Source organism: Streptomyces sp. NPDC104371 (genome assembly GCF_055583785.1).
The window spans coordinates 82,567-102,183 of record NZ_JBVJNF010000010.1 but is presented as its reverse complement, the minus strand read 5'-3'; the positions used below and the strand labels follow the sequence as shown (position 1 = coordinate 102,183).

21 protein-coding genes and 1 tRNA gene are annotated in these 19,617 nt (G+C 70.9%); 6 read left to right on the top strand and 16 right to left on the bottom strand.

Annotated elements, in window-relative coordinates; all coding sequences use genetic code 11:
* Positions 1-8: 8 nt before the first annotated feature.
* Complete coding sequence (locus ACZ60T_RS27075; protein WP_469668219.1) at positions 9-674, bottom strand: rhomboid-like protein; 666 nt, start codon at positions 672-674, stop codon at positions 9-11.
* Between ACZ60T_RS27075 and ACZ60T_RS27070 the strand changes: the two genes are divergently transcribed.
* Positions 661-1,575 (top strand): aminoglycoside phosphotransferase family protein, encoded by a 915-nt coding sequence (locus ACZ60T_RS27070; protein WP_469668218.1) that lies wholly within the window; start codon positions 661-663, stop codon positions 1,573-1,575. The two genes, ACZ60T_RS27075 and ACZ60T_RS27070, sit on opposite strands and share 14 nt — an antisense overlap.
* Positions 1,576-1,631: 56 nt before the next feature.
* On the opposite strand, the gene ACZ60T_RS27065 is transcribed toward ACZ60T_RS27070, so the two are convergent.
* From ACZ60T_RS27065 to ACZ60T_RS27035, 7 genes are all read right to left on the bottom strand, one after another.
* On the bottom strand, positions 1,632-1,964 hold the full coding sequence (locus ACZ60T_RS27065; RefSeq protein ID WP_365624817.1) for a TcmI family type II polyketide cyclase: 333 nt from the start codon (positions 1,962-1,964) through the stop codon (positions 1,632-1,634).
* Between the two features lie 32 nt (positions 1,965-1,996).
* Positions 1,997-2,476, bottom strand: coding sequence for an SRPBCC family protein (locus ACZ60T_RS27060; protein ID WP_365624820.1), 480 nt, complete (start codon positions 2,474-2,476; stop codon positions 1,997-1,999).
* A 2-nt stretch (positions 2,477-2,478) separates the two neighbouring features.
* On the bottom strand, positions 2,479-2,736 hold the full coding sequence (locus ACZ60T_RS27055) for a phosphopantetheine-binding protein (RefSeq protein WP_469668217.1): 258 nt from the start codon (positions 2,734-2,736) through the stop codon (positions 2,479-2,481).
* Between the two features lie 152 nt (positions 2,737-2,888).
* A complete protein-coding gene (locus ACZ60T_RS27050; RefSeq protein WP_469668216.1) occupies positions 2,889-4,127 on the bottom strand; it encodes a ketosynthase chain-length factor in 1,239 nt (412 codons plus the stop codon).
* Positions 4,124-5,392 carry a beta-ketoacyl-[acyl-carrier-protein] synthase family protein gene (locus ACZ60T_RS27045; protein WP_469668214.1) on the bottom strand — a complete coding sequence of 423 codons (1,269 nt, stop codon included), beginning with the start codon at positions 5,390-5,392 and terminating at the stop codon, positions 4,124-4,126. The genes ACZ60T_RS27050 and ACZ60T_RS27045 overlap by 4 nt, the downstream gene beginning before the upstream one ends.
* Positions 5,389-5,838: a cupin domain-containing protein gene (locus tag ACZ60T_RS27040; protein WP_469668213.1), complete on the bottom strand. Its 450-nt coding sequence runs from the start codon at positions 5,836-5,838 to the stop codon at positions 5,389-5,391. The genes ACZ60T_RS27045 and ACZ60T_RS27040 overlap by 4 nt, the downstream gene beginning before the upstream one ends.
* A gap of 54 nt (positions 5,839-5,892) precedes the next feature.
* Entirely contained in the window at positions 5,893-7,044 is a 1,152-nt protein-coding gene (locus ACZ60T_RS27035) for a SchA/CurD-like domain-containing protein (RefSeq protein WP_469668211.1), read from the bottom strand.
* A 238-nt stretch (positions 7,045-7,282) separates the two neighbouring features.
* On the opposite strand from ACZ60T_RS27035, the gene ACZ60T_RS27030 reads away from it, so the two are divergent.
* Positions 7,283-8,050, top strand: a complete 768-nt coding sequence (locus ACZ60T_RS27030) for a DUF5707 domain-containing protein (RefSeq protein ID WP_469668210.1) — start codon at positions 7,283-7,285, stop codon at positions 8,048-8,050.
* A 72-nt stretch (positions 8,051-8,122) separates the two neighbouring features.
* Here the strand turns inward: ACZ60T_RS27030 and ACZ60T_RS27025 are convergent.
* Positions 8,123-8,199 (bottom strand) — tRNA-Thr (locus ACZ60T_RS27025).
* A gap of 226 nt (positions 8,200-8,425) precedes the next feature.
* On the opposite strand from ACZ60T_RS27025, the gene ACZ60T_RS27020 reads away from it, so the two are divergent.
* The 3 genes from ACZ60T_RS27020 to ACZ60T_RS27010 all read left to right on the top strand — a co-directional run bounded on the left by ACZ60T_RS27020 (position 8,426) and on the right by ACZ60T_RS27010 (position 11,030).
* Complete coding sequence (locus ACZ60T_RS27020; RefSeq protein WP_365624861.1) at positions 8,426-9,550, top strand: ABC transporter ATP-binding protein; 1,125 nt, start codon at positions 8,426-8,428, stop codon at positions 9,548-9,550.
* Positions 9,551-9,780: 230 nt separating this feature from the next.
* A complete protein-coding gene (locus ACZ60T_RS27015) occupies positions 9,781-10,233 on the top strand; it encodes a hypothetical protein (RefSeq protein ID WP_365624864.1) in 453 nt (150 codons plus the stop codon).
* 65 nt (positions 10,234-10,298) lie between these two features.
* Positions 10,299-11,030, top strand: a complete 732-nt coding sequence (locus tag ACZ60T_RS27010; RefSeq protein WP_469668209.1) for a nucleotidyltransferase family protein — start codon at positions 10,299-10,301, stop codon at positions 11,028-11,030.
* Positions 11,031-11,246: 216 nt separating this feature from the next.
* On the opposite strand, the gene ACZ60T_RS27005 is transcribed toward ACZ60T_RS27010, so the two are convergent.
* The 7 genes from ACZ60T_RS27005 to ACZ60T_RS26975 all read right to left on the bottom strand — a co-directional run bounded on the left by ACZ60T_RS27005 (position 11,247) and on the right by ACZ60T_RS26975 (position 18,235).
* Positions 11,247-12,953 (bottom strand): DoxX family protein, encoded by a 1,707-nt coding sequence (locus tag ACZ60T_RS27005; protein WP_469668207.1) that lies wholly within the window; start codon positions 12,951-12,953, stop codon positions 11,247-11,249.
* Between the two features lie 149 nt (positions 12,954-13,102).
* On the bottom strand, positions 13,103-14,044 hold the full coding sequence (gene rlmB, locus ACZ60T_RS27000) for a 23S rRNA (guanosine(2251)-2'-O)-methyltransferase RlmB (RefSeq protein ID WP_365624873.1): 942 nt from the start codon (positions 14,042-14,044) through the stop codon (positions 13,103-13,105).
* Between the two features lie 121 nt (positions 14,045-14,165).
* Positions 14,166-15,566, bottom strand: coding sequence for a cysteine--tRNA ligase (gene cysS, locus ACZ60T_RS26995; protein ID WP_469668206.1), 1,401 nt, complete (start codon positions 15,564-15,566; stop codon positions 14,166-14,168).
* 112 nt (positions 15,567-15,678) lie between these two features.
* Positions 15,679-16,086, bottom strand: coding sequence for a PPOX class F420-dependent oxidoreductase (locus ACZ60T_RS26990; RefSeq protein ID WP_469668205.1), 408 nt, complete (start codon positions 16,084-16,086; stop codon positions 15,679-15,681).
* Positions 16,087-16,140: 54 nt separating this feature from the next.
* Positions 16,141-16,635, bottom strand: coding sequence for a 2-C-methyl-D-erythritol 2,4-cyclodiphosphate synthase (gene ispF, locus ACZ60T_RS26985; RefSeq protein ID WP_365624882.1), 495 nt, complete (start codon positions 16,633-16,635; stop codon positions 16,141-16,143).
* Positions 16,625-17,377: a 2-C-methyl-D-erythritol 4-phosphate cytidylyltransferase gene (ispD, locus tag ACZ60T_RS26980; protein ID WP_365624885.1), complete on the bottom strand. Its 753-nt coding sequence runs from the start codon at positions 17,375-17,377 to the stop codon at positions 16,625-16,627. Before ispD ends, ispF begins: the two co-directional genes overlap by 11 nt.
* Before the next feature lie 375 nt (positions 17,378-17,752).
* The gene (locus ACZ60T_RS26975; RefSeq protein WP_003953493.1) at positions 17,753-18,235 is read right to left on the bottom strand and encodes a CarD family transcriptional regulator; all 483 of its coding nucleotides are present in this window, start codon (positions 18,233-18,235) and stop codon (positions 17,753-17,755) included.
* A 693-nt stretch (positions 18,236-18,928) separates the two neighbouring features.
* Between ACZ60T_RS26975 and ACZ60T_RS26970 the strand changes: the two genes are divergently transcribed.
* Positions 18,929-19,540: a copper chaperone PCu(A)C domain-containing protein gene (locus ACZ60T_RS26970; RefSeq protein WP_469668204.1), complete on the top strand. Its 612-nt coding sequence runs from the start codon at positions 18,929-18,931 to the stop codon at positions 19,538-19,540.
* Positions 19,541-19,617 lie beyond the last annotated feature (77 nt).

Sequence of the window (19,617 nt, the reverse complement as noted above, 5' to 3'; positions counted from 1 at the left end):
GCCGGACGTTAACTCCTGAGTGCGGCCAGTGTCTCCTTCGGATTCCATGGTCTTCCCCGCCCCACCACCAGCGGTCGGCAGGCCAGACCGATCACCGCCGAGACGAGATGTCCGAACTTGGTGAAGTCGGGGGCGAGGGCGAACGGGGTCCCGTAGACCAGCAGGACGCCCGCCAGATACACGTACCGCCAGGGCGAAGCGATCCGGTACGTGAGCACTGCCACCACCCCGGCCAGTGCGTAACTCACGCCTATGTCAAGGGCGTTGAACGCCGAGCGCGGGGCGCTGCCGTCCCGGATCGCGAGCAGCAGCGCGCCCTCGCTGGCGAGCGTGGCCAGGACGTGCGCGGCGAGGCACACGGCCAGCCAGCGCACGGTGCCCAGCCAGCGCTCCGCCTGCGCGTGGAAGACGGTGTAGAGCACGGCGTACGGCAGGACGTATCCGCCCTCGATCCACATCGCGCTGGCGATGAGGGCCCGTACGGGGTGGGACGACAGCTCGTGGAGGTTCGTGGAGCGCCGGCGCAGGAAGTGCTCGGCCACCCCCGGGGGCATATGGCGCAGGGCGACCGTGGTGAGGCACAGGAGCAGCAGCCAGAGGTAGGTCCCCGGGGCGCTGCGGACGTAGGCCGCCGCTGCCCCGGGCAGACGTCGGAAACGTATGCCCCGCTTCACACTCGCCAGTATCGTCGGGGAGGTGATTCCGGTGCCTGGCGAGCTGGCCGCCTCACAGGAGATGTTCAACGGCGACGCGGGGCGGGCGTTCATCGCGGACCTGCCCCGGCGGGCGGCGGAATTCCTGGACCGCTGGCGGCTGCGGATCGACGGGCCCTCGATGTACGGGGTGTGCGCGCTGGTCCTTCCGGTGCGCCGGGCCGAGGGGACACCGGCCGCGCTGAAGCTCCAGCTCCTGGACGCGGAGAGCGAGGGCGAGCCGGTCGCGCTGCGGGCCTGGGGCGGCGAGGGGGCCGTACGGCTGCTGGAACACGACGCGGCGACCTGCACGCTCCTGCTGGAGCGCCTCGACCACGAGCGCGCGCTCACGGACCTGCCGGACGCCCGCGAGGCCGTCCTCGTCATCGCCGAGCTGCTGGCCCGGCTGACCTCCCGGCCCGCCCCGGCGGGAATACGCCGACTGGGCGACATCGCGCGGGGGATGCTGGAGCAGGTGCCCCGGGTGCTGGAGCGGATCCCGGACCCGGCGGACCGCCGTCTGATCGAGGACTGCGCGGCGGCGGTCCGCGAGGTGCTCTCCGAGCCCGGCGACCGCCTGCTGCACTGGGACCTGCACTACGCCAACGTCCTCGCCGCCGACCGCGCCCCCTGGCTGGCCATCGACCCCAAGCCGCTCGCGGGCGACCCCGGCTTCGACCTCATGCCCGCACTCGACAACCGCTACGACCCCGCCGAGACCCGGTGGCGCTTCGACGCGCTGACAGCCGCCCTCGGCCTGGACCGGGAGCGGGCACGGGCCTGGACGCTGGGGCGAGTGCTACAGAACTGCCTGTGGGAGATCGAGGACGAACGCCCGCTGGAGACGGTGCAGTTGGAGATCGGACGCGCACTGCGCGGCTGATCGCCGGGCCCGTGGGAGGACAGGGCCCGGCGATCGTCGGCGGTGTGGGCGGCTGTTCAGGACGTGGCGTCACGCTCCCAGCGGTAGAAGCACTGCGCCATCGCGTCCTTGGGCGAGCGCCAGGTCTCCGGGTCGTACGCGGTGACGTACGCCGACAGGCGCTCGCTGATGTTCCGGAACTCCGGGTGGCCGACCACCTTGGCGATGGCGGGGCCGGGGTCCCGCTCGGCCTCGACGAGATGCATGTACACGTCCCCGAACTGGAAGAGGCTGCGCCGGGCCACCCCGACGAGGTGCGGCAGCTCCCCCCGGTCGGACTCCGCGAACACCTTGGCGATGTCCGGGGCCGAGCCGGGGGCCATCCGGGCGACGATCAACTCTTGGTACATCGTCCTGCTCTCCGTCCCGTGCTCCCGCTGGATCAGTCGGCCAGGACCGAGGCCGGGCGGTGCTGGGCCGCCACCTTCTCGATGCGGTCCCGGATGAGCTCCATCTGGATCTTCGAGTTGCGGTTGATGTTGTCGGTCATCCAGGCGTCGTCCACGGGCGCGTCCGGCTTCATCTCGAAGTCCTGCGCCCACACCATCCGGGTGCCCTGGGCCACCTCCTCGTAGCGCCAGCGGATGTCCATGTACGCGAAGGGGCCCGGCTCGACGCGGCGGGCCTTGACGCTGAGCCCGGCGCGGTCCGTCTCCCGCTCCGAGACCCAGCTCCACACCGTGCCCTTCTCATCGGGATGCATGGTCAGCCGGAACGTCGTCTTCGCGCCCTCGCGGGAGAGGATCTCCACGGCCGCGTACTCGCTGAACAACTGCGGCCAGTTCTCCAGGTCGTTGGTCATGTCCCACACGAGGTCTAGCGGCGCGGCGATGGTGATCTCGTTCTGGGTGTGTCCGGCCATGATCAGGCTCCTGCCATCAGAGTGCTGTTGACGAGGTCGAGGAACTGCCGGGGCGTCCTGCACCGCTCGGCGTCCGGAGGCATCGGCGTGCCGTGGCGGTTCTCCAGTTCGCCCACGATGCCGAGCAGGCCCAGCGAGTCGAGGCCGAGCGAGTCGAAGGCGGAGTCGTACTGCTCCTTGAGGTCCTGCGGGGCCACGGTGATACCGGCGGCCTGTTTCATCAGCTCGGCCAGTTCTTCGAGGGTGATGGATGCGCTCATGCGGTTCCTCTCCTTTGCTCCAGGGCGGCCTCGCTGCGAGGCGTCGCGTGGTCGGTCGTTCGCCCTTCGGTTCTCGACTGTCGGTCGTTCGGCCGGCGGTCGGTCGGCTGGCGGTCGGTCGGCTGGCGGTCGGTCGGCTGTCGGTCGTTCGCCTAGGAGGCGAGCCGCAGTACGAGGGCCGAGTTCGACCCCATGAGTCCCCGGCTGAGGACCAGCGCCGTGCGCGGTTCGGCGGCGCGGGCGCGGCCGGTCACCAGGTCGAGGTCATGGCAGGTGTCGAAGACGTTGGGGGTGGGTGGGATCAGGCCGTGCTCCATCGCGAGCACCGCCGCGGCCGTGTCCAGGACGGGCGCCGCGCAATAGCCGCGTCCCGTACCGGTCTTGGGCGCCGTGACCGGCACCTGTCTGCCGTGGGGACCCAGGGCGTCGGTGATCGCCAGCGCCTCGGCACGGTCGGCCTCCGGTACCCCGAGGGCGTCGGCGAAGACGACGTCGACCTCCTCGGGGGCGCAGCGCGCCTCGCGCAGGGCGCCGCGGATCGCCTGGGCGAGCCCGTCGCGGGACAGCTCCCAGCGAGAGGCGCCGGTGAACGTCGCCGCGTGTCCGGCGATGACAGCCCGGACCGGTACGCCCCGCTCCCGGGCCCGGGTCTCCTCCTCCACGACGAGCATGGCGCCGCCCTCGGCGGGCACGAATCCGCGGGCGCCCTTGGTGAAGGGGAGGTAGGCCCGCGCCGGGTCGTCGACGGTGCTCAACTCCTCGTAGCCGAGCTGGCAGACCATCGAGTACGGGGCCAGCGGCGCCTCGGTGGAACCGGCCATGATCGCGTCGGTGCCCCGCTGCACGGCCCGCGCGGCATGCGCCAGGGCGTCCAGACCGCCGGCCTCGTCGGCGGCGACGACCGAGCAAGGGCCCTTGAAGCCACGGCGTATCGAGATCTGACCGGTGCTGGCCGCGTAGAACCAGGCGATGGACTGGTACGGGCCGACGAACCGGCTGCCCTTGCCCCACAGCCGCTGCAACTCGCGCTGCCCGAACTCGCCGCCGCCGGATCCCGCGGCGGTGACCACACCGAGGGAGAACGGCGCGCCGTCGACATCGGCCTGGCCGAGCCGGGCGTCCGTCAGCGCGAGATCGGCGGCGGCCATCGCGAAGTGCGTGAACCGGTCCGTCTGGACCAGATAGCGCTCCTCGACGGCCGCCGACGCGTCGAAGGAACGGACCTCACCGGCCACCCGCAGCGGTAGCTGCTCGCACCCTTCGCGGGTGACCCGGTCGAGGACGCTCACTCCTTCCTGGGTGGCCTTCCAGAACGCGTCGGTGCTCGTTCCGTTGGGCGCGACGACGCCGATTCCGGTGACGGCGGCGCGCCGGACGTGCGGTGCGTTCATCGTGTCCTCTCCCTCGGCCGGGTCAGGATCACCGCGGACTGGAATCCGCCGAACCCGCTGCCCACGGAGAGCACGCTGTTCAGTCTCCGTTCGCGGGCCACACGGGGCACGTAGTCCAGATCGCATTCGGGGTCGGGGGTCTCGTAGTTCGCGGTCGGCGGCACGACCTGGTGGGCCAGCGCCAGCACACAGGCCACGACCTCGATGGCCCCGATCGCCCCGAGCGAGTGCCCCACCATGGACTTGATGGAGCTCATGGGCGTGTCGTAGGCGTGGTGGCCGAGGGCCCGCTTCACCGCGGCCGTCTCATGACGGTCGTTCTGCCGGGTGCCCGAGCCATGGGCGTTGACGTAGTCGATCGCCGAGCCGTCGAGCCGGGCGTGGTCCAGCGCGACATCGATCGCCCTGGCCATCTCCAGGCCCTCCTTGGTGAGACCGGTCATGTGGTAGGCGTTGCCGAAGGTGGCGTATCCGCCTATCTCGCAGTACACGTGCGCGCCACGGGCCCGTGCGTGTTCCAGTTCCTCCAGGACGAGCACCGCGCCGCCCTCGCCCATGACGAACCCGTCACGGTCGGCGTCGAAGGGGCGGGAGGCGTGCGCCGGGTCGTCGTTGTTCGGGGACGTGGCCTTGATCGCGTCGAAGCAGGCCATGGTGATCGGTGAGATCGGCGAGTCCGACGCCCCGGTCACACAGATGTCGGCCCGGCCCTCCTCGACGGTGTGGAAGGCGTAGCCGACCGCGTCGAGGCCCGAGGTGCAGCCCGTGGAGACGGTCTGCACCGGCCCGCGGGCCCCGAAGCGCTCCGCCACCATCGAGGCCAGCGTGCTGGGCGAGAAGGCGCGGTGAAGATGCGGGTCCGCCTCGCGGTGGTCCACGTCCCAGCGCTGCCCGTGGTGGCTGACCTGGACGTAGTCGTGTTCCAGCCGGGTGGTGCCGCCCACCGCGGTGCCCAGCGAGACGCCCACCCGCCAGGGGTCCTCCCGGGCCAGGTCGAGCCCGGCGTCCCGGACGGCCTCGTCGCCCGCGGCCAGGGCGAACTGGATGTACCGGTCGGCGCGTTCGACGTCCTCCGGCGCGAGCCCGTGGGCCACCGGGTCGAAGTCGCACTCGGCGGCGATCCGTGAGCGCAGGCTGCTCGGGTCGAAGAAGGTGATGCCCCGCGTCGCGGTGCGGCCCGCCGCGAGCAGGTCCCAGAACGCCGGTACGCCGATGCCGCCCGGGGCCACGATGCCTATACCGGTGACCGCCACGCGCCGGGTCATGAAGGAACCTGGTCTCGGTCGGCCGCCCCTGCTCCCTCGGCGGCGGCGACCGGGACGGCGGCGTCGTCCTCGGTGTCGACATGGCCGAGCTGCGGGCGGGGCGCGAGCGGGCCGAGGTGGAAGACGAGCCGGGCCTCCTCGTCACCGACGTTGCGGAAGCGGTGGCGCATATAGGCGGGGATCATGAGCCCCTGCTCGGGCCGCAGCGGGGTGGCCTCACCGTCGAGGTCCACTTCCAGTTCTCCGCAGATGACGTACACGAACTCCTCGGAGTACGGGTGATAGTGCTCGCCGATGCGGTCGCCGGGCTGCACGATGGCCACGCCCATGAATCCGCTGGTGGACCCGACCGTGGCCGGGGTGAGCATGGCGCGCAGATCGCCTCCGCGTCTGCGGTTGGGGTCGGTCTCGCTGAGATCCACGATTCTGGGACGGGGTTTGATCACGTCGTTCCTCCGATGGTGTGCTGCGTCGGCGGGGGCTCGGCCGACGGGGGCCGGTCAGGCCGTCGACGCGTGGCGGTCGGTGACGAGGTCCATGCGGGCGAACTCGAGGAAGCCCTTGAGGTCGCCGCTGTCCAGCGCGGACGCGTCCGGTCCGGCGGCGGTGTCGACGAGGGCCGCCAGCTCGGCCGCCTGCTCGGGGTCGCGCAGACCGAGCGAGCGGACGGGGTCGGCGGCGAGGCCGCCGCGTACGTCGATCAGCCGGACCACGATGTCGTCGCGCTGGAAGATCGTGCTGCCGCAGACGGGGCCGGCCGGGTTCTCCGCCTGGGCCTCGTCGTGCTCGGAGAGCAGCCGGGCGAGCTTCATCCCGCAGCCGGGGCGGGCCGGGTAGTACAGGGCGTGCCGCTCGGTGTCCTGGTACTCCTGCCCGGCCGTCACATGGTGCACGGCGGGCAGCGCGGCACGGGCGAAGAAGATCCGGGCGGCCTCGGGGTCCTTGAAGTCGCGCTCCTGCTCCAGATACGGGTTGATGGCCTCCTCGACGGCCCGTACCTGGGGCTGCCGGGCGACATGGCGCAGCGCCGCGAGCAGGTCGCCCTCGACCTCGATGGCCCGCACGACCCGGTTGCCGTGCATGAACAGCGAGGTGCGGCACAGCCGGGTGGTGTCGTCGACCCGCGCCTCGGGCGCCGCGTAGTTCGCGAGGATCTTCGCGACGGTCGGCACGCTCTCCGGCTTGACCGTGAAGGTGATCGCGTGGCGGATCACGCCGTCGCCGATCCGGGGGGCGTTCCGCAGTCGCCGGTCCTCGGACACGGCCGGGACGCCGATGCCGGTCTCGCGCATGATGTGGAAGCGCATCGACCGGGTCTCCCGGATACAGGTGTTCATCGGCCGCACCATCTGTACGTGCTCTTCGCTGTTCACCCAGGCGAGGAAGGGCGGGGCGCTCTCCCACTCGCTGGTGATGAGCCACTGCGCGGGGTTGTCGATCGACTGGCAGATCTGGTCGCTGACATGGCCGGGGACCTTCGCGACCTGGCCGCACAGGTGCTCGTACGCCTTCAGGAACTCCGGCTGCATGCCGTCGTGGACGTCCACCAGCAGGACGACACGGAGGCGGGAGCCGTCGAACACGGACTGGGAGACTCGTTTCGTCGCCGGCCGGGTCGTCGGTTCTGAAACACGTTCAGACGTTGTGGTCATTTGAGGGCACATCTCCTTCACCGGGCGGAGGTCGACGCCGAGCGCGGGTGACGCGACGTCAGCGTTCCTCGATCGTGTTCCGGCCACAGGAAGCGCGCGACTCGTATGAACCACGTGGGTGAAGGGGCGTACACCCACGCCTCTGCGCGCAGATGCCGTCTCTCCGTACAACCTTTCGCGTTCACCTCAGGTCTGGCCTGTCGGGTCAGCAGACCCACGGACCAGACTTGGGGAACACATGCGTATCCGTGCCACTGTTGCCGCTGTCTCCGGCGCCTTGGCCCTGTCCGCCCTCACCGTGCCGGTCGCTCAGGCGGACTCCGCCCCGGTGATCAGCAAGGTCGTCGTCAACGGTGGGAAGCCGATCGTGCTCGGTACCACCGCCACCAAGAAGGTGACGGTCTCCGTCACCGCGTCCCACGCCTCGGGCATCGACGACGCGCTCTCCTACCTCTGGAGGGGCCGCGACGGCAAGCCGAACCTGTACGGCTTCGGGTTCCACCCGGACGGGTCGAGGGCCAAGTGCAAGGCCGCGAAGGCCACCACCTCGACCTGCACCCTCACCATCACGGTCGACCCCGGATACCTGTGGAACACCAACGCCACGAGCTGGCACGTCTACGCCGCCGCCTGGGGCAAGGACGGGAACTTCACCGAGCGGGACTCGTTCTCCTCGGTCAGGTTCCAGCGGCTGTCCCGGCTGACGGTCAACGCCTCCCCGGAGCCCGTGAAGAAGGGCAGGACCATCACGGTCACGGGCAAGCTGGACCGGGCCAACTGGGACACCCGTAAGTACGCGGGCTACACGTCCCAGCCGGTCAAGCTCCAGTTCCGGAAGAAGAACAGCAGCACGTACACCACCGTCAAGACGGTGAAGACCTCCAAGACCGGCACGCTGAAGACCACGGTCAAGGCCGCACAGGACGGCTACTGGCGCTGGAGCTTCGCCGGCACGACCACGACCCCCGCGGTCAACGCCACGGGCGACTTCGTCGACGTGAAGTAGCCCCACAGCAGCACCAGGAACACCGAACGCCCCGGACCGATCCTCGGCCGGGGCGTTCGCGCTGTTCAGCGATGGAGCCCCCTGTCGGATTCGAACCGACGACCTTCGCTTTACAAGAGCGGCGCTCTGACCAGCTGAGCTAAGGAGGCCTGCGTGTGTGTGCCCGTGCAGTGTACCCAGGTCCCGTTGTGGCTCCGGCGGGAATTCCCGGGAAGTTCGTCCTCCCCCCGGTACTGACAGGGTGCGGTGACGCCGGGTACCGTCCTGAATCAGTTCACTCGTGTGGACTACACCACAACGGAACCCCGTAGTGGCTCACCACCTTTACAACGGATCGTCCGGCACGTTCCTGCCGGTGAAGGGGGCCCATTCACCATGGCCACTGTCTCGTTCGACAAGGCGACCCGGGTCTACCCGGGCTCCGACAAGCCCGCCGTCGACGCGCTCGACATCCAGATCGAGGACGGGGAGTTCCTCGTCCTGGTCGGCCCGTCCGGCTGCGGCAAGTCCACCTCGTTGCGCATGCTGGCGGGTCTGGAGGACGTGAACGGCGGTGCCATCCGGATCGGTGACCGCGATGTCACGCATCTGCCGCCCAAGGACCGGGACATCGCGATGGTGTTCCAGAACTACGCGCTCTACCCGCACATGACCGTCGCGGACAACATGGGCTTCGCGCTCAAGATCGCCGGGGTACCGAAGGCGGAGATCCGCAAGAAGGTCGAGGAGGCCGCGAAGATCCTCGACCTCACCGAGTACCTGGACCGCAAGCCGAAGGCGCTCTCCGGTGGTCAGCGTCAGCGGGTCGCCATGGGCCGCGCCATCGTGCGCGAGCCGCAGGTGTTCCTCATGGACGAGCCGCTGTCCAACCTCGACGCCAAGCTCCGCGTCTCCACCCGTACGCAGATCGCCTCGTTGCAGCGCCGTCTCGGCATCACCACCGTCTACGTCACCCACGACCAGGTCGAGGCCATGACGATGGGCGACCGGGTGGCCGTGCTCAAGGACGGGCTGCTCCAGCAGATCGACACCCCGCGCAACATGTACGACAAGCCCGCCAACCTGTTCGTCGCCGGGTTCATCGGTTCCCCGGCCATGAACCTGGTCGAGGTCCCGATCACCGACGGCGGGGTGAAGTTCGGCAACAGCGTGGTGCCGGTCAGCCGCGAGGCGCTGAAGGCCGCCACCGACAAGGGGGACCGTACGGTCACGGTCGGCGTCCGGCCCGAGCACTTCGACGTGCAGCAGGGCGACGGCGCGACGTCCGCGCTCTCCAAGGACGCCCCGGCCGGACTGGCCGTCTCCGTGAACGTCGTCGAGGAGACGGGCGCCGACGGGTACATCTACGGCTCCGTCGAGGTCGGCGGCGAGCACACGGACCTCGTCGTCCGCGTCAGCAGCCGCGCGGTCCCGGAGAAGGGCGCCACCGTGCACGTCGTACCGCAGCCGGGCGAGACCCACGTGTTCTCGACGTCGACGGGTGAGCGGCTCTCCGACTGACACCTGTGCATCGCTGAAGAGGGTCCCGCGATTCGCCGCGGGGCCCTCTTCGTCGTCAACCCTCGCCCGCGGACCTTCACCTTCGGTCTCCGCTATCCGCCAAGACCCCGGCGAACAAGGGCAATTCGAGCGGCGCGCGTCAACCCCTTACCCACAATTCACGGCTTCCGTATCCCTCGAACCGGTGACTAAATGTCGCCAAATCACTACCTCGCGCTACGCTCGCTCGCGTGAAGCACTCCACTACTCCACGGGCACGGCGCGGCCGTGGCCCCGCTCTCCGGGTCGGCCGCACCCTCGCCCTCGTCCTGCCTGTCGTCCTGGTGCTGTCCGGGACCCTGGCGGTCGCGCGCGTCAACTGGTCGGGGAACCCTTCGAGTTCGGTGCTCGCCGCCTCGGAGGCGATCCCGGCGAAGGGGGCGGCGCACAGCTCCGCCCGCGCCCCGCAGGACGTGCTGCGCGACCGGCTGCTGCTGGAACTCCAGCAGGAGAACCCCGGCGTCGCGCTCACCCACCTCCAGCAGGCCGTGAACGGCCGCCCGGCGCTGGCCAAGCACTGCACGTCCATCGCCCGCGCCCTCGGCCGCGCCGCGGTCCGGGTCTACGGCGCCTCCCGCGCGCAGTCCTACGCCCGCCCGGCCTGCGACACCTCCTTCGCCTCGGGCGTGGCGCAGCACGGCTGAAGTTCGCCCGGCGCCAGGGCATACCGCCCGAAACGGCTGACGGGGCGCGACGTACAGTGCGGGTCATGACCGATCCGCACGCCGCCTCGCGCCCCGTTCAAGCCGTCATCCTGGCCGGCGGCCAGGGCTCACGGCTGCGTCCGTACACGGACGACCGCCCCAAGCCGATGGTGGAGATCCCGGGCACCGGGACCCCGATCATCGGCCATCAGCTCGCCTGGCTCGCCGAAGAGGGCGTCACGGACGTGGTGGTCTCCTGTGGCCATCTCGCCGACGTCCTGGAAAACTGGCTGGCGTCGACCGAACTGCCCGTCCGCGTCACCACGGTCGTCGAGACCGAGCCGCTCGGCCGCGGTGGCGGTCTGCGGTACGCCGCCTCGCATCTCCCCCACCCCGACCAGCCGTGGTTCGCGACGAACGGCGACATCTGGACCCGGTTCTCGCTGCGCGACATGGCCGACTTCCACACCGAGCGCGACGCGGTCGCCACGCTCGCGCTGGCGCGTCCGCGCATCCCCTGGGGCGCCGTCCAGACGGACGGCTTCGGCCATGTCACGGACTTCATCGAGTCCCCGCCGACGACGTACGAGGTCAACGCGGGCGTCTACGTCTTCTCCGCCGAGTTCGCCGGGCTGCTCCCCGAGCGTGGGGACCACGAACGTACGACGTTCCCCCGCCTGGCCCGGGAGCGGCGGCTGGCCGGCTTCCCGATCCCGCAGGGCGCGTACTGGCGGGCCATCGACACGGCGAAGGACCTCACGGAGGCGGCCAGGGAGCTGGCGGCGCTGGGCCGCTGACCGGACGTTCACACAAGGGCGGGCCCCGTGCACAAGATCGCGCGGGGCCCCTGCTGTGTGTCGGCCGCGAGCTACCCCAGCAGGCCACCCACCAGACGCTCGGGGCCTGCCACCGCAGTGGCCGACCGGACAACCGCTGACAGCTCTCACGTCTCACGCAAGAGGGGCCCCTGCACGGACATCGTGCAGGGGCCCCTCCTGTACACCCACCGCGAGCTACCCCAGCAGGCCGCCCACCAGACGGTCCGAGCCTCCGGAGCCGCCGCTGCTTCCGCCGCCCGTGCCGCCCGTCGGGCCGCCCGTGCCGCTGCCGCCGGAGGACGACGGGCCCGCGCTGGTGCTCGGGGCCTGCCGCTGCGGTACCGACTGCCGCTGCGGGGCCTGGCCCACGGTGCCCTGGGTCTGGCTCGGCCGACCGCCCGTGGCCGCGCCCGTCGCGCCCGTCCGGCCGGGGGCGCCGGTCGTACCGGGAGCGCCCGTCGCACCGGCCGTCTCCCGGGCCGTGGCCGCGCCGGACGGCGAGGACGTCGTTCCGTGCGTCGTCGGCGGCCGCGAGGCCGAGGGGCTCGCCTTGTGATGCCGCGCGCCCGGCGTCTCCGGCAGCGGCGAGCCCGGCAGTTCGTTGCGCGGCGCCTCGCCGGGGCCGGGCACGACCACGCGGTTCGCGTCCCGCACGGCACCGCCGAGCAGCGACCCGACCAGCAGGATCACCCCGGTCACCAGCCCCGCCACCAGCGCGCCGCGGCGCAGCACGTACTGCCGCAGCTCCCAGATGTCCGAGCGCGGCCCGAGCGTGCGCCACGCCCCCGCCGCGAGCCGTCCGTCCACGGAGTACACCGGCGCCCCGGCGATGATCAGCGGGGACCAGGCCGCGAGATAGAGGATGTCGGCCATCTCGTACGCGGGGTCCGTCCGCCAGCTCACCGTGACGATCAGCGCGGCCGAGAGCAGGGCCCCGAGCACGGCCGCGACGCGCTGCCACAGGCCGAGGACCGTGAGCACGCCCACGATCACCTGGAGGAAGGCCACGGCGAGACCCGTGCCGATGGGGTGCTGGAGCGCGAACTGCCGCAGCGGCTCGGCGACTTGCCAGGGGTGCAGCGTGTGGAGCCAGGCGACCATGGAGCCCTGCTTGCCACCGTCGAAGTAGACCGGGTCGCAGAGCTTGCTCATGCCCGCGTAGGCGGCGATGGAGCCGAGGACGATCCGCAGGGGCAGCAGCACCACGCCGAGGTTCAACCGGCGGCCGGGGTAGTAGGCGTGCCGCGTCTGGTCGCCCGCGTGCCGCCGCCCCGGGGGCCGGTCCGCGGCCGCGAACTCCCGCTCCCCGTACGGGGATTCGTACGGGTCGTGGCCGGACTCGCCGTACGCGTCGTCGGCGCTGCGCATGTGCGGCAGCAGCCGGGTGCGGCCCAGATCGCGGCCGTGGCCGTGCCCGCCACCGACGATCGGTGTCGGGACGGTCGCCTCGGTCAGCTCGTCATAGCCGTCGGTCCCCGGCAGGCCGTCGACGCGCGGCAGGACCTGGGTCGCGCCCGCGTCCTCGCCGTAGCCCACGCTCGTGCTCCGCACCGCCTGCAACAGCCGGTGCGCGCCGGTGTCGTCGGGCCCCGACTTCCCGGTCCAGACGACCGGCCGACGGCGGCGGGCGGGAGCAACGGGCGTACCGGACACGTCAGTTCTGTCCGCCGCACCGGCGTAGGGCATACGCGCGACGACCTGCGGCGAGGTCGCCTGCCATACGACGCGCCGGGGCTGGGCGCGCCGCGCCGGGGCGCCCAACTGCACGCGAAAGCTGGCGTGATTGACGATGACCTGCGCCGGATCGCTCGGCACCTTCACCATGCTCAGCACGGGGGTGTCGTCGAATCCCGACGATCGGTCCCCCGTGGGTGTGCGGGGCGTTCTGGTCTCCACACTCATCTAACCGAGTGACGTGTGGTTAGGACACTGCCTTGACCGCGCGGATCTGTCCGGACCCCGTCAAGCGCGTCCCCAGCGAGGGGTTCGCCTCTTACGTGTGAAGGGCTGAACATGTGTTCAGCCCTTCATCGCCTATACGACCCGCGCGGTCAGACGCGCCTGCGGGACGCCTCGTAGAGCACGATGCCCGCCGCCACACCGGCGTTGAGCGACTCCGCCCCACCCGGCATCGGGATCCGGACCCGGACGTCGCAGGTCTCGCCGACGAGCCGCGACAGGCCCTTGCCCTCGCTGCCGACGACGATGACGACCGGCCCGTCCAGGGCTTCCAGCGCGTGGAGTTCGGCCTCTCCGTCGGCGGCCAGACCGACGACGGTGATGCCCGCCTTCTTGTACGCCTCCAGGGCGCGCGTGAGGTTGGTGGCGCGCGCGACAGGCGTACGGGCGGCCGTACCGGCGGACGTCTTCCACGCACCGGCGGTCATCCCGGCCGCGCGCCGCTCCGGCACGACGACACCGTGCCCGCCGAAGGCGGAGACGGAACGGACGACGGCGCCGAGGTTGCGCGGGTCGGTCACCCCGTCGAGGGCGACGATCAGCGGGTCCTCGCCCTCGTCGTAGGCGGCCGAGGCGAGGTCCTCGGGGTGCGCGTACTCGTACGGCGGGACCTGGAGGACCAGGCCCTGGTGGTTCAGCCCGTTCGTCATCCGGTCCAGCTCGGGACGCGGGGCCTCCATGAGGTTGATGCCGCCGCGCTCGGCCGCGAGCTGGAGCGCCTCGCGCACCCGCTCGTCGTTGTCGATGAACTGCTGGACGTAGAGCGTGGAGGCGGGCACCCCTTCGCGGAGCGCCTCGACCACGGGGTTACGCCCGACGACCAGCTCGGACGAGGACTTCCCGCCCGTACGGCGCGTGGGACGCCCCGGCTGGGTACGGCGCGCCTTCGCCTGGGCGGCGCGCTGCTTGGCGTGCCCCTTGCGCATCTCGGCGGGCGGGGTCGGCCCCTTGCCCTCGAGGCCCCGGCGCCGCTGGCCGCCGCTGCCGACCTGCGCGCCCTTCTTGCCGGACATGCGGCGGTTGTTCGCGGCCATGACCTACCTGTCTCTTCGAAGCGTTCGTCTGTACGTCTGTGCAGTACGTCCATGCGGTACGTATGCAGTGTGCCGCCCGGAGGGCCGGGCGGCACAATCGATCATCGGATCGGTGAGCGGCTCAGCGCTGGCCGAGCGTCCAGCGCGGCCCCTCGGGGCTGTCCTCGATGACGAGCCCGGACTGGCCGAGCTGGTCGCGGATGGCGTCCGCGGTGGCCCAGTCCTTACGGGCACGGGCGGCTTCGCGCTGCTGGAGCACGAGGCCCACGAGGCTGTCCACGACGCCGTGGAGATCCTCGCCGCGGTCGTTCTCCCCGGCCCAGTGCGCGTCGAGCGGGTCGAGGCCGAGGACCCCGAGCATGGCCCGCACCTCGGCGAGCCGGGCCACGGCGGCGTCCTTGTCGTCGGCGGCCAGCGCGCTGTTGCCCTGCCGGACCGTGGTGTGCACCACGGCGAGCGCCTGCGGCACGCCCAGGTCGTCGTCCATCGCCTCGGCGAACGCGGGCGGCACCTCGTCGGCGGGCTCGACGGCGCCCCCCGCCTTCTCGACGACGCGCTGCACGAACCCCTCGATGCGCGCGAACGCGGACTCGGCCTCGCGCAGGGCCTCCTCGCTGTACTCGATCATCGAGCGGTAGTGCGGGGTGCCGAGGTAGTAGCGCAGGACGATGGGGCGCCAGTGCTTGACCATCTCGGAGACGAGCACGGAGTTGCCGAGCGACTTCGACATCTTCTCGCCGCTCATGGTGACCCAGGCGTTGTGCACCCAGTACCGGGCGAACTCGTCACCGTAGGCCTGGGCCTGGGCGATCTCGTTCTCGTGGTGCGGGAAGATCAGGTCGAGGCCGCCGCCGTGGATGTCGAAGGCGGAGCCGAGGTACTTGTGCGCCATCGCCGAGCACTCCAGGTGCCAGCCCGGTCGGCCGCGTCCCCACGGCGTCTCCCAGGTCGGCTCACCGGGCTTGGCGGCCTTCCACATCGCGAAGTCGCGCGGGTCCCGCTTGCCCGTCTCCCCGGCCCCGGAGGGCTGCAGGAGGTTCTCCAGTTCCTGGTTGGACAACTGGAGGTAGTCGGGGAAGGAGCGCACGTCGAAGTACACGTTGCCGTCGGCCTCGTAGGCGTGCCCGCGCTCGATGAGCGTGCGCATCATCTCGACCATCTCGGTGATGTGCCCGGTGGCGCGCGGCTCGTAGGTCGGCGGCAGGCAGCCGAGGACGTCGTAGCCCCGGCTGAAGGCGCGCTCGTTCTCGTACCCGATGGCCCACCAAGGGCGGCCCTGGTCGGCGGACTTGGTGATGATCTTGTCGTCGATGTCCGTCACATTGCGGACGAACGTGACGTCGTAGCCGCGGTAGGCGAACCAGCGGCGCATGATGTCGAAGTCGAGGCCCGAGCGGATGTGCCCGATGTGCGGGGCCGCCTGCACGGTGGCGCCACACAGGTAGATCGAGACGCAACCCGGCTTGAGCGGGGAGAAGTCGCGGATCTGCCGGGCGCTGGTGTCGTACAGGCGAATAGTCACGTGTCCAGGGTAGTGGGCCGCGGGGAGTGCCTCGCGCCTGACGCGGATACGGCGCCGACCCGCGATACGGCCGTGACCTGGACACGGCGGTGACCCGTACGCGGCGCCGACTTCAGATACGGCCGACCACCTTCCGCGGCACGACCCTGACCACCACCCGCTCCGCGTCCCGCACCGACTCCGGGTTGAACTCGGCGTACTTCTTGCCGGTGTACTTGAGCGACAGCTCGTCGATGAGGTCCCGGGCGCCCTCGGTCGACACCTCCACGGTCCCCCGGATCTCCGCGTACTCGTACGGCGACCGGGGGTCCTGGACCACGATGCTCACTCTGGGATCGCGGTCCAGGTTCAGCTTCTTGCGCCGGTCCGCCGTCGTGGAGAAGAGGATCGCGTCACCGTCCCGCTTGACCCACACCGGGGAGAGCTGCGGACCGCCGTCGGGCTGGAGTGTCCCGACGACGATGAAGACGGGGCTGTCGAGCAGGTTCTTGAGCCGGTCGGACAGTACGGCGGCGGGCATGGGTACCTCCGGGACCTCGTTCTCCGGTCACTCTCCGGGTACCCTCGCACACGCTCAGCCCTCGCGCACCACGAGCGCCGTGGCGATCGCCATCAGCCCCTCGTCGCGCCCGGGGAAGCCGAGGCCGTCCGTCGTCGCGCCGGACACGGAGACCGGTGCCCCCACCGCTTCGGACAGGATCTTCTGCGCCTCCGCGCGGCGCTTGCCGATCTTCGGCCGGGGACCGACGACCTGCACCGCCACGTTCCCGATCCGGAATCCGGCCGCGCGCACGATACGGGCCGCCTCCGTCAGCAGCGTGACGCCGGACGCGCCCGACCATTCGGGCCGGCCCGTGCCGAAGTGCTGTCCCAGGTCGCCGAGTCCGGCCGCCGAGAAGAGCGCGTTGCACGCGGCGTGGGCGACCACGTCCGCGTCCGAGTGGCCCGCGAGACCCGGCCCCGCGTTCTCCCACTTCAGACCGGCGCACCACAACTCCCGCCCCTCTTCGAAGGCGTGGATGTCGGTGCCGATGCCCACCTGGGGCAACAGAGGTGTCTCAGAAGCCATCGTTGAGCCTCCTGCGCGCCAGCACGGCCTCCGCGAGCACCAGGTCCAGGGGCCGGGTGACCTTGAAGGCCTCCTCGTGGCCGGGCACCACCACGACCCGCAGCCCCAACTGCTCCACCATGCTCGCGTCGTCCGTGACGTCGTTCGTCACCGTCTCGTGGGCCCGGACCAGCGTCGCGCGGTCGAAGCCCTGCGGGGTCTGCACCGCGCGCAGCCGGGCGCGGTCCGGGGTCGCGACCACCGGTTCCGGCGCGCCGGGGGCGCTCGCGGGCTCGACCTCCTTCACGGTGTCGGCGAGCGGCAGCGCGGGGACGACGGCGGGCGCGCCGTCCCGTACCGCGTCGATCACGGCGTCCACCGTGTCCACCGGGACGAGCGGGCGGGCCGCGTCATGGACGAGGACCGTGTCGTACCCGGGCGGCAGCGCGTCGAGGCCGAGCTTCACGGACTCCTGGCGCGTCGCGCCGCCGGGGACGACGACGAAGTCCGTCCGCTCGGGCAGCGCGTGCGCGTCGAGCATCGACTTGACCTCGGTGGCGCCGTCGGGCGGGGCCACGACGATCACCAGGGAGACGGCGTTGGAGGCGGCCATCGCGCGCACGGCGTGGATGAGCATGGGCGTGCCGTTCAGCGCGCGCAGCGCCTTCGGGGCGCCCGGACCGAGGCGTACACCCCGGCCGGCGGCGGGAATCACGGCGGCTGTACTGGCTGCGCCGGGCGAGGGACGTGATTCGTCAGACATCGGATCCTGTCAGGTTTGTGTGCTCGGCAGGTGTGGGTATGGCCAGGATGCCGGGCGCGACGCCCAGACCGGAGACCCTTTCCGTGACTTCTGGTCGAGGCGGCAGCCGCCCGGGGTCCGGCGCCGAGTATCGGGGGTGGTCACCGGCGTACGGCGCTCGGGCCGGCATTCGCTCCTGGGGGGACCTCACCGCAGGACTCATGGGCAGGACCACGCCCGTAGGGATGGGCATGCCCATGGGTATGCACATGCCGCGGCGCCCGGCGACAGCTGTTGCGTCATCGGGCACCACGGCATGTGCATGCGTGCTGGGTGCTGGAATGCACCGGACCGCCCATCGCGCCCTGGTCGGGAAGCGAGGGGGCGGCATGAGCGTCAGGACGCGAGGACCTCGTCGAGCAGGGCCTCGGCCTTGTCCTCGTTCGTGTTCTCCGCGAGGGCGAGTTCGCTCACCAGGATCTGGCGGGCCTTGGCGAGCATCCGCTTCTCACCGGCGGACAGTCCGCGCTCACGCTCACGGCGCCACAGGTCACGTACGACTTCCGCGACCTTGATGACGTCACCGGAGGCGAGCTTCTCCAGGTTTGCCTTGTAGCGGCGCGACCAGTTCGTGGGCTCCTCGGCGTACGGCGCGCGCAACACCTCGAAGACCCGGTCCAACCCGTCCTGGCCGACCACATCACGCACACCGACGAACTCCGCATTGTCCGCAGGCACACGCACTGTCAGGTCGCCCTGGGCGACCTTCAGCACCAAGTAGGTCTTGTCCACGCCTTTGATCTGACGAGTTTCGATGGCTTCGATCAGCGCGGCCCCGTGATGGGGATAGACCACGGTGTCGCCAACCTTGAACGTCATGTGACAGGTACCCCTTCCGTGGCTATCCAGGGTAACACGGAAACTGCGTCTTCTGAATGGCGTTTTCGCAGGTCAGGGCATATCTCGGGGCTTGACAACCGCGACGGGGACGTGCTTCGAGGGGGGAGCGGAAGGAGGTATTCGCAGGTCGGAGCGGCTCTGCGGGCGAAGGGAAACGCGTACGTTACACGCTTCACGAACGCTTGACGAGGGCCCGATCGTCCAGATTTGTCCTCCTCCGGCCGCTCCGCTTCCGCTACTCCGTTCGGTGCCCGGAGCCGGATGCGGTACGAATCCGGAATTGATCAAGCCGTACGGCGATCCGCGCTTGTTGTCCCGTTGATCGATTTTCCCTACCGCCGCGCATTCCTTACCGAAATCCAGGCCCGGACTCGGAACCCGCTTATGTGAATGCGGAACTCCGTCAAGGTCCACTCCGCCAAGTCCACTTCCGGCAAGGTCAATGTGTCCGGCTGGTGAGACCCGCGGGAACTGCGGGAGGTGAGGGGACGCGGCGGCAGGGTGCCGGGAGCGTCGTCGTACGGTCCCCGCGGGGGCGAAGTCGGGGTTAGGGGAGGGTCGGGTGCGGGCGCTCCTGGACGGCTCGGTAACCTATGGCCGCTGACAGACACTTAGGGCGGCTTTATCAGGGGGTCGTCCTGCTCCGCCCACGTTCAAGGAGTTGCCGCCGCCGTGAGCAGCAGCCTTCGACGCGGCGCCCTCGCCGCTGCCGCCATCGCGTTCTCGATCACCGCGCTCACCGCGTGCGGTGCCGGCAACGACGCCCAGACGCTGGGAATCAAGCCGGACCACGCCGCGACCGCCGTTGGTGACATCAAGATCCAGAACGCGATCGTCATCACCCAGCCCGACCAGAAGTCGAGCGGCCCGGCCGTGATCGCCGCGACCGTCTTCAACGACGGGCGCACGCCCCAGACGCTGGACTCGATCGCCGTGGAGGGCGCCGGCACCGCCGACCTCACGCCCGTCAAGGGCGGCAAGGTGACCGTCCCGGCCGGCGGGTCCGTCGTCATCGGCGGCAAGGGCAACACCTCCGCCGCGCTGAGCAATCCGGGTGAGGCCGTCAAGAGCGGCAGCGCTCACAAGGTGACCTTCTCCTTCAGCAAGACCGGTGACGTGAGCCTCGAGGCCTTCGCCGTCCCGGCCGAGAGCTACTTCACCAAGTGGGGCCCGACGGCCATCCCGTCGCCGGCCGCCCCCGAGGCGCCGACCGAGAGCGCCACGGCGTCGCCGGGCGACAGCAAGGCCCCGTCGGCGTCGGCGTCGGCCACCGCCGGGCACTGACACACCCGTACGACAGGGCGGCACCCCTCCTCCGGGAAGGGGTGCCGCCCTGTGTCGTGCGTGACCGTGCCGCGCCG

Coding starts and splice junctions, on each gene's coding strand:
- ACZ60T_RS27005 (WP_469668207.1), bottom strand. CDS start 12,953: ATGAGTGTGGAGACCAGAACGCCCCGCACACCCACGGGGGACCGATCG.
- ACZ60T_RS27035 (WP_469668211.1), bottom strand. CDS start 7,044: ATGACCACAACGTCTGAACGTGTTTCAGAACCGACGACCCGGCCGGCG.
- ACZ60T_RS26975 (WP_003953493.1), bottom strand. CDS start 18,235: ATGACGTTCAAGGTTGGCGACACCGTGGTCTATCCCCATCACGGGGCC.
- ACZ60T_RS27060 (WP_365624820.1), bottom strand. CDS start 2,476: ATGGCCGGACACACCCAGAACGAGATCACCATCGCCGCGCCGCTAGAC.
- ACZ60T_RS27065 (WP_365624817.1), bottom strand. CDS start 1,964: ATGTACCAAGAGTTGATCGTCGCCCGGATGGCCCCCGGCTCGGCCCCG.
- rlmB (WP_365624873.1), bottom strand. CDS start 14,044: ATGGCCGCGAACAACCGCCGCATGTCCGGCAAGAAGGGCGCGCAGGTC.
- ACZ60T_RS27050 (WP_469668216.1), bottom strand. CDS start 4,127: ATGAACGCACCGCACGTCCGGCGCGCCGCCGTCACCGGAATCGGCGTC.
- ispD (WP_365624885.1), bottom strand. CDS start 17,377: ATGTCTGACGAATCACGTCCCTCGCCCGGCGCAGCCAGTACAGCCGCC.
- ACZ60T_RS27030 (WP_469668210.1), top strand. CDS start 7,283: ATGCGTATCCGTGCCACTGTTGCCGCTGTCTCCGGCGCCTTGGCCCTG.
- ACZ60T_RS27010 (WP_469668209.1), top strand. CDS start 10,299: ATGACCGATCCGCACGCCGCCTCGCGCCCCGTTCAAGCCGTCATCCTG.
- ACZ60T_RS27070 (WP_469668218.1), top strand. CDS start 661: ATGCCCCGCTTCACACTCGCCAGTATCGTCGGGGAGGTGATTCCGGTG.
- ispF (WP_365624882.1), bottom strand. CDS start 16,635: ATGGCTTCTGAGACACCTCTGTTGCCCCAGGTGGGCATCGGCACCGAC.
- ACZ60T_RS27020 (WP_365624861.1), top strand. CDS start 8,426: ATGGCCACTGTCTCGTTCGACAAGGCGACCCGGGTCTACCCGGGCTCC.
- ACZ60T_RS26990 (WP_469668205.1), bottom strand. CDS start 16,086: ATGCCCGCCGCCGTACTGTCCGACCGGCTCAAGAACCTGCTCGACAGC.
- ACZ60T_RS27055 (WP_469668217.1), bottom strand. CDS start 2,736: ATGAGCGCATCCATCACCCTCGAAGAACTGGCCGAGCTGATGAAACAG.
- ACZ60T_RS27045 (WP_469668214.1), bottom strand. CDS start 5,392: ATGACCCGGCGCGTGGCGGTCACCGGTATAGGCATCGTGGCCCCGGGC.